Origin of the sequence: Corallococcus interemptor (assembly GCF_003668875.1) — a bacterium.
Lineage (GTDB): Bacteria > Myxococcota > Myxococcia > Myxococcales > Myxococcaceae > Corallococcus > Corallococcus interemptor.
Genome location: NZ_RAWM01000224.1, coordinates 1 through 6,868, shown reverse-complemented (window position 1 = coordinate 6,868; position 6,868 = coordinate 1). Strand labels below are relative to the sequence as shown.

General features: G+C 71.3%; 7 protein-coding genes. 6 read left to right on the top strand and 1 reads right to left on the bottom strand.

All coding sequences use genetic code 11. The features are described 5' to 3' along the window. The 3 genes from D7X96_RS38290 to D7X96_RS38280 all read left to right on the top strand — a co-directional run. On the top strand, window positions 1-305 hold a 305-nt coding region (locus D7X96_RS38290; protein WP_208647441.1), incomplete at its 5' end, for a hypothetical protein. Further along, the gene (locus D7X96_RS38285; protein ID WP_121771948.1) at window positions 305-1,141 is read left to right on the top strand and encodes a cytochrome c oxidase subunit II; all 837 of its coding nucleotides are present in this window, start codon (window positions 305-307) and stop codon (window positions 1,139-1,141) included. The genes D7X96_RS38290 and D7X96_RS38285, both read left to right, overlap by 1 nt. Then, window positions 1,138-2,880 carry a cytochrome c oxidase subunit I gene (locus tag D7X96_RS38280; RefSeq protein WP_120553035.1) on the top strand — a complete coding sequence of 581 codons (1,743 nt, stop codon included), beginning with the start codon at window positions 1,138-1,140 and terminating at the stop codon, window positions 2,878-2,880. Before D7X96_RS38285 ends, D7X96_RS38280 begins: the two co-directional genes overlap by 4 nt. On the opposite strand, the gene D7X96_RS38275 is transcribed toward D7X96_RS38280, so the two are convergent. After that, window positions 2,877-4,334 carry a glycosyltransferase family 87 protein gene (locus tag D7X96_RS38275; protein ID WP_244219868.1) on the bottom strand — a complete coding sequence of 486 codons (1,458 nt, stop codon included), beginning with the start codon at window positions 4,332-4,334 and terminating at the stop codon, window positions 2,877-2,879. The genes D7X96_RS38280 and D7X96_RS38275 overlap by 4 nt on opposite strands. Window positions 4,335-4,605: 271 nt before the next feature. Between D7X96_RS38275 and D7X96_RS38270 the strand changes: the two genes are divergently transcribed. The 3 genes from D7X96_RS38270 to D7X96_RS38260 form a co-directional block, all read left to right on the top strand. After that, complete coding sequence (locus tag D7X96_RS38270) at window positions 4,606-5,160, top strand: hypothetical protein (RefSeq protein ID WP_147468509.1); 555 nt, start codon at window positions 4,606-4,608, stop codon at window positions 5,158-5,160. Beyond that, window positions 5,157-6,152: a c-type cytochrome gene (locus D7X96_RS38265; RefSeq protein WP_120553031.1), complete on the top strand. Its 996-nt coding sequence runs from the start codon at window positions 5,157-5,159 to the stop codon at window positions 6,150-6,152. Before D7X96_RS38270 ends, D7X96_RS38265 begins: the two co-directional genes overlap by 4 nt. Before the next feature lie 104 nt (window positions 6,153-6,256). Further along, on the top strand, window positions 6,257-6,868 hold a 612-nt coding region (locus D7X96_RS38260; RefSeq protein ID WP_121771945.1), incomplete at its 3' end, for a LysM peptidoglycan-binding domain-containing protein.

Sequence of the window (6,868 nt, the reverse complement as noted above, 5' to 3'; positions counted from 1 at the left end):
CCCAGCTGGAGCGCCGGGTGCAGGGGCGGCTGGCCATTGAGAACCGGTCCGCGGCGCGGGTGGACCGGTGGGAGACGGCGCTACTGCTGCTCGCCTCGCTACTGGGGCCGGCGGTGGCGGCGGCGTGTCCCTCGTGCACGGCCCGGGCTCCGGAGTCTCCGGGTGGGGCGGGCGAGCTCTTGCTGGCGCTGATGCTGGTGCCCTTCGCGCTGGTGGGCGTGGGGCTCTGGGCGGCCCGGCGGGCGGGACAAGCGGCGCCAGGAGCCGAGCGGGCTTCGGCCCCCGTGGAACAGGAGCATCCGTGATGGAGGAGCCCCCCGCGGTGTCCCCGCCGTTCTCGAGCGACGCCGCTCCCCCGGATGCGCAGGCGCCCCTGGCGGTGCCTCCCGCGCGCGGCGCCTGGAGCCTGGCGCCTCCGGAGAACGCGAGCGCGACGGGCGGCCGCATCGACGCGCTGCTGGCCACGAACCATGTCTTCGACGTGGCGCTGGCGGCGGTGATGCTCGGGTGGTTGCTGCTGGCGGTGGTGCGCTTCCGGGGGGCCCGGAAGGTGGCGCCGGATGGGGGCACGCGGCGCTCCAGGGCGTGGGTGCTGGGGCTGGCCGTGGGCGTGTTCGGCGTGGTGGACGGGACGCTGTTCCTGGGCTCGCAGGGATATTTGAACGACGTGCTGTGGAACTTCCGCGTCCCCACGGAGGATCCGCGCACGGTGCGGATCCAGATCAACGCGCACCAGTGGTCGTGGGAGGCGCGGTACGCGGGCGCGGACGGGGCGTTCGGCACGAAGGACGACGTGGTGACGTGGAACGACCTGCGCGTGCCGGCGGACGTGCCCGTCTGGGTGCAGCTGGTCTCCACGGACGTGGTGCACGGGTTCAGCCTGCCGGCCTTTCGAGTCAAGCTGGACGCCATCCCGGGCCGCGTGAACCAGACCTGGTTCCAGGCCGCTCGCGAGGGCGCGTGGGAGGTGGCCTGCTACCAGCACTGCGGCACCAGCCACTACCGGATGCGCGGCATGCTGACGGCGCTGTCGCCGGAGGCCTACGCGGCCTGGCTGCGCGAGGCGAGCCTCAAGGCGGCGCAGGCCTACGACCCGGATGACACGGCGGCCCACTGGGGCTGGGTGTGGAGGACGCCATGAAGGCGGGGGCGTTCGTGAAGTCGCTCTGGACGACGGACCCGCAGCGCGTGGCGCGGCAGTACCTGTGGGGCGGGTTCCTGTTCCTGTTGATTGGTGGCCTGCTGGCCATGCTCATCCGCTTCCAGTGGGCGTGGCCGGGGCAGCCGGTGCCGGGGCTCGGGTGGGTGCTGCCCGAGTCGAAGGGCGCGCTGACGCCGCCCACGTACACGGCCGTGTTCACGATGCACGGCCTGTTGATGATCTTCTTCGCGGTGACGCCGCTGCTCTTCGGGGCGCTGGGGCACTTCGTGCTGCCGCTGGCGATTGGCTCCAGGCAGATGGCGTTCCCCCGGCTGTCGCCGTTCGGCTTCTGGGCCTATGCGCTGGGCGGCGCGCTGATGCTGGTGTCGTTCGGGGTGCGGCTGGGGCCGGCGAGCGCGGGGTGGACGTCGTATCCGCCGCTGGCGACGCCCGCCTTCACCCCGGGGCTGGGGCAGACGCTGGTGACGGTGGCGGTGCTGTGCGTGGGCGTGTCCGCGTTCCTGTACGGGCTCAACTTCGTCGTCACGGTGGTGCGCTGCCGCGCGCCGGGGATGACGTGGGGACGGATGCCGCTGGTGGTGTGGGGGCTGTTCTACGGCGCGGTGCTCAACGTGCTGTTCGTGCCGGTGCTGGCGGCGGCCACGGTGCTGCTGTTGCTGGACCGGGTGGCGGGCACGCAGTTCTTCATCGCGGGCGCGGCGGCGGTGGGCGGGGGCGGCGACCCGGTGGTGTACCAGCACCTGTTCTGGCTGTTCGGCCACCCGGAGGTCTACATCCTCATCCTGCCCGCGTGGGGCATGGTGGGGGACTTCGTGGCGTTCTTCAGCCGCAAGCCCGCGCACGGCTACCGGCTGACGGCGGGGGCCATGGGCGCGGTGACGGCGCTGAGCGGCGCGGTGTACGCGCACCACCTGTTCACCAGCGGGATGGCGCCGGTGCTGGGGCGCACGTTCATGGTGCTGACGCTGCTGATTTCGCTGCCGGCGCAGGTGATGTTCCTCAACTGGCTGATGACGCTGTGGCGGGGCAGCGTGCGGCTCACGTCGCCCATGCTCGCGGCGCTGGCGACGATGATTGTCTTCGGTCTGGGCGGCATCACGGGCCTGGCGCTGGGCGCGGTGGCGACGGACGTGCCGCTGCACGGGACCATGTGGGTGGTGGGCCACTTCCACCTGACGATGGGCGCGGCCAGCTTCCTCGCGGTGTTCGCGGGGCTCTACTTCTGGTTCCCCCGCATGTACGGGCGCGCGCTGGATGAGCGGCTGGCGAAGGTGCACGTGGTGCTGAGCGCGGTGCTCTTCATCGCTGTCTTCGGTGGCCAGCTGGTGGCGGGCTACGCGGGGCAGCTGCGGCGGCTCTATGACCCGTACCAGTACACGTTCCTCGCGCACCTGCTCACGTTGAACCGGTGGACCAGCTGGGCCGCGTTCGCGCTGGGCGCGGTGCAGCTGGTCTTCGTGGTGAACCTGGTGCGGACGCTCCGGTGGGGACGGGCCACGGAGCCGAACCCGTGGCGCGTGGGCACGCTGGAGTGGACGGACGCGGGGCCCGGCGCCGTGGTGCTGCGCGGGCCGCATGCGCTGTCGCAACCGGAAGTACAGGAGCAACTGGGTCGCGATTGGATTGGCCAGGCGGAGCCGCTGCCCTCGGGCATGCCGGTGGCCGAGCCGGTGGTGCCTCCGGTGCCGCCGGTGTCGGGAGTGGAGGGCGCCGGCTAGCGGTGCTCCCAGAGGTCCACGCCGCCGGTGTCGCCTTCCGGGAAGCGGCGGACGAAGCGCTGCTTGAACCAGGGGCGGCTCTCCGGAGTGAGCTGCCAGGTGCCTCGCCCGCCGAGGATGACGAAGCGGCAGGAGTCCAGCATGACACGCAGGGCCTGCTGGGCCTCGGGGGCGGAGACGGCTTCGGTGGTCTCGTCGAAGCGGTCGCCGGTGCTCATGGCGTCCTGGAGCATGGTGGAATAGACGTCCACGATGGGAGTGGCACCCACTGGGAGCCGGCCCGCCGCGAGCGCCCAGCCAGGTTCGAAGGAGAAGAGGCACGCCTTGGGAGGCACGTTGGCGCGGATGTACTCCGAGAGCGCCGCGACCTCTGGGACCTGCTGCTGGCCACTCTGGACGACGTGCCATGCACCGGGCAGGCACGCGGCGGCAAGCACGAGCGCGGCCACGGCCCGTGAAGCGGAGCGGCCCCAGCGTGCGCTGAGTGCATGGAGCACGGAGGCGCCCAGGCCCGCGAGCACGGCCTCCGATGCGGCGAGGTGCGCGTTGTACTGGTCGAAGTAGGACCGTGACGCGAGGAACAGGGCCACGCCGAGGATGAACGCGCAGGCGAAGAAGCGTGCGGCGGGGCGCTCTTCCGGGGGCGCTCGGAAGGCGCGCACGCATGCGGTGCAGAGGCCCGCGAGCGAGAGGAGCACTTCTCCCAGCCGGCGCTCGTGGAAGATGTCGCGAAGACGCAGCCAGCGGTCCGCTTCACCGTCCGCGGGGCGCACGGCCTGGAAGGTGATGACGTCGCGAAGGAACTCGGAAGGGGCGAGCGCGGCCAGGGGGCCGACGACGACGGCGAAGGTGGCGAGCGCGGCGAGCACGGTCGGGATGGCCTGACGCCAGGCGTCCTTCCCCGGACGGGCGAACAGCGCGGCGATGAGCCACAGGACGCCCGGAAGCTTCACGGAGATGGCGAGGCCCAGGAGCACACCCGCGCCGATGCGGCGTGCTCGGGAGTGCGGGCCGGGAACGAGCCAGAGGTTCGCGAAGCCCAGGCACAGGACGTTGAGCAGGGGCTCCAGGAAGGTGCCACGTTCGACGAGGGCGGCCTCCGGATACGCGGCATAGGCGAGCGCGGCCACGCAGCCCGCGATGGGGCCCCAGGCCCGCCAGGCGACGCGGCCCGCGAGGAACACGCACAGGGCGCCCACGGTGGCGGCGAGGTAGCGCGTGATGCCGTAGGCCGTGGCCGCGTCGAGGCCCAGCGTGAGCGCGGCGCCAGGAGCCCAGAGCAGCAGCGCTCCGGGCGGGTGGACGAAGATGAAGTCGCGGTAGGGCAGGTCCCCGCGCAGCAGGAGCGACGCGGCGGAGAAGTAGACGCCCTCGTCGTAGTCCATGGGGTAGCCCATGGCGCCCGAGGGATGGAAGAACGCCAGCGCACGCAGCACCCATGCGCCCAGCGCCACGATGAGCAATGGCCAGACGTCCAGGCCTCGCGGAGCGTGAAGAGGGACGGACGGAGACGGCGCTGCGAGCGGAGTGGGCGCGGGTTGCATCGGCGTGAGCGCGAGAGGCTACTACCGGCGGGCACCGCCCGAGCAGGCTTCGTGCATCCCACCGCGGCCGGTTCAGGCTCACGGGTGCGATGCGTGGACGTGATTGCCGCTCCGAGAGACAGGGGCCCGCCCGGCTTCCTGGTGCTTTCCGCCGGGCCCAGGCATGCGAGAGTCCCACGCCGTGAGCACGAACGAACTGGCCTCGCAGCGCGACGAAGGGAACCTCTGGTTCGGGGCCGTCATCGCGCACGGCGCGGTGGCGATGCTCTTCTGCGCCATGGCCTTCACCGCGGGCTTCTACCGGCTGCGCGGCTTCTGGCCTCCCGCGTCCGCGCGTCCCGGACTCCTCGTCCCCGCGCTGGCGGGTGGGCTCCTCGTCATCGGGGCGGTGTCGCTGCACGCCTCGCTCCGGCATCCGCGACCGGGCCGCCTCACGTTGGCGGGCGTGCTGGGCGCGGGCGCGGCGTTCCTCGCGACGCAGGCGGCGTGGTCGCACGTGCTGTTCTGGTACCGCGACCTGCGCATCCCCGACAGCGGCGTCTTTGGCGCGTCGCTGTATGGCCTGTCGGCGGTGCAGGCCGCGCATCTGTCAGTCGTGATGCTGGGGCTGCTGCGCGCGGGACTGCGTGTCCTGCATGGGCAGGAGGCTCGCGCTCCGTTGCGGCGCGCGCTGCCCGGATGGTGGTGTTCGACGGTGATGTACGGCGTCCTCTTCGCGGTGGTGTACCTCCCATGAAGCCTGGTTCCTTCTCGCTCCGCATCCTCGCCGTGCTCGCGCTGGGGGCCTTCGCTCCCGCGTGCCGCAAGGAGACGCCCACCTTCGAGCCCCTGAAGCTCGCGGACGGCACCGTCATCCCCGCGGCGACGCTGTCGCGCGGCTACGACGTCTACACGCACTACTGCGCGTCCTGTCACGGTGAGAAGGGCGACGGTCAGGGCCCTGCCGGCTCCGGCATGCGGCCTCCTCCGCGCAACTTCCACCAGGGCCTCTACAAGTTCGGCGGCGTGGCCGCGGGCGAGCTGCCCACCGATGACGCGCTCAAGCGCACCCTGCGCCGGGGCCTGCACGGCACGCCCATGTTCGCGTGGGACGTGCCTCCGGCGGACGTGGACGCCGTGGTGCAGTACCTCAAGACCTTCAGTCCGCGCTGGAAGCAGGAGTCGCCGGGTGCGGCCATCACCCTGTCCGAAGACCCGTGGAAGGGCCGCGAGGCCGAGGCCCTGGAGCGCGGCCGCACCGTCTACCACGTGGCCGGCAAGGGCAACGCGGGCTGCGCCAGCTGCCACGTCGCGTACCTGCCCCGAGCCGAACTCGCCGCGCTCACGGAGAGCGTCACCGGCCGCAAGGTGAACCTGGCGAACGCGGATCCGTACACGGCGCTGCAGCGGGATTCGGACTACTCGCTCACCGTGGACGCGAAGGGCGAAGCCACGCAGCTGGCCAAGGTGCTGCCACCGGACTTCCTCTTCCACCGGCTGCGCACCGTGTGGCCGCAGGGCACTCGCGTGGAAGGCCAGCCGTACACCGCGCAGGCGCAGCGCGAGGACCTCTACCGCGTCATGGCCGCGGGCGTCGGCGGCGCCGCCATGCCGTCATGGAAGGGCGCCATCCCCGAAGAGAACCTGTGGGCGCTCGCGTACTACGTGCAGAGCCTCGTCGTGATGCACGACACCTCCGCGGCCCGCGACCTTCAGCAACGGTTGCGTGACTCCAAGGTCCAGGAATAGCGGATAGATTCAGCAACCTGAAAAGTCAGTCTTCCTGGGAAACTAATTCCCAGGCGTCGCGAAAATCCGGGCATTGATTTACCTCTTTTCCCGGAGTTTTAACCGTGACGACCTATTCCGTTCGCAGCGGCGACACGTTGAGCGGCCTGGCGCAGCGCTTCAACACGTCGGTGTCTTCGCTCCAGAAGACGAACCACATCGCGAACGCGAATCTCATCCGCGTGGGTCAGCGGCTGACGGTCCCTGACAGTTTCCAGGCGGCGCCGTCGAAGGGTGGCAGCTACACGGTGCGCAGCGGTGACACGCTGAGCGGCATCGCGGGGCGGCATGGCACGACGGTGGGGGCGCTGGCGAAGGCGAACCACATCGCGAACCCGAACAAGATCTACGTGGGCCAGAAGCTCACGATTCCGGGCGCGGGTGGAGGCGCGGCGCCGGTGACGTCGAAGCCGCCGAAGTCCGGGGGCGCTTCGTACACGGTGCGCAGCGGCGACACGCTGAGCGGCATCGCGGGCCGGTACGGCACGACGGTGGGGGCGTTGCAGCAGGCGAACCACATCGCGAACCCGAACAAGATCTACGTCGGGCAGAAGCTGACGATTCCGGGCCGCACGGGAGGCACGGGCGGGACGACGTCGAAGCCGCCGAAGTCCGGGGGCGCTTCGTACACGGTGCGCAGCGGCGACACGCTGAGCGGCATCGCGGGCCGGTACGGC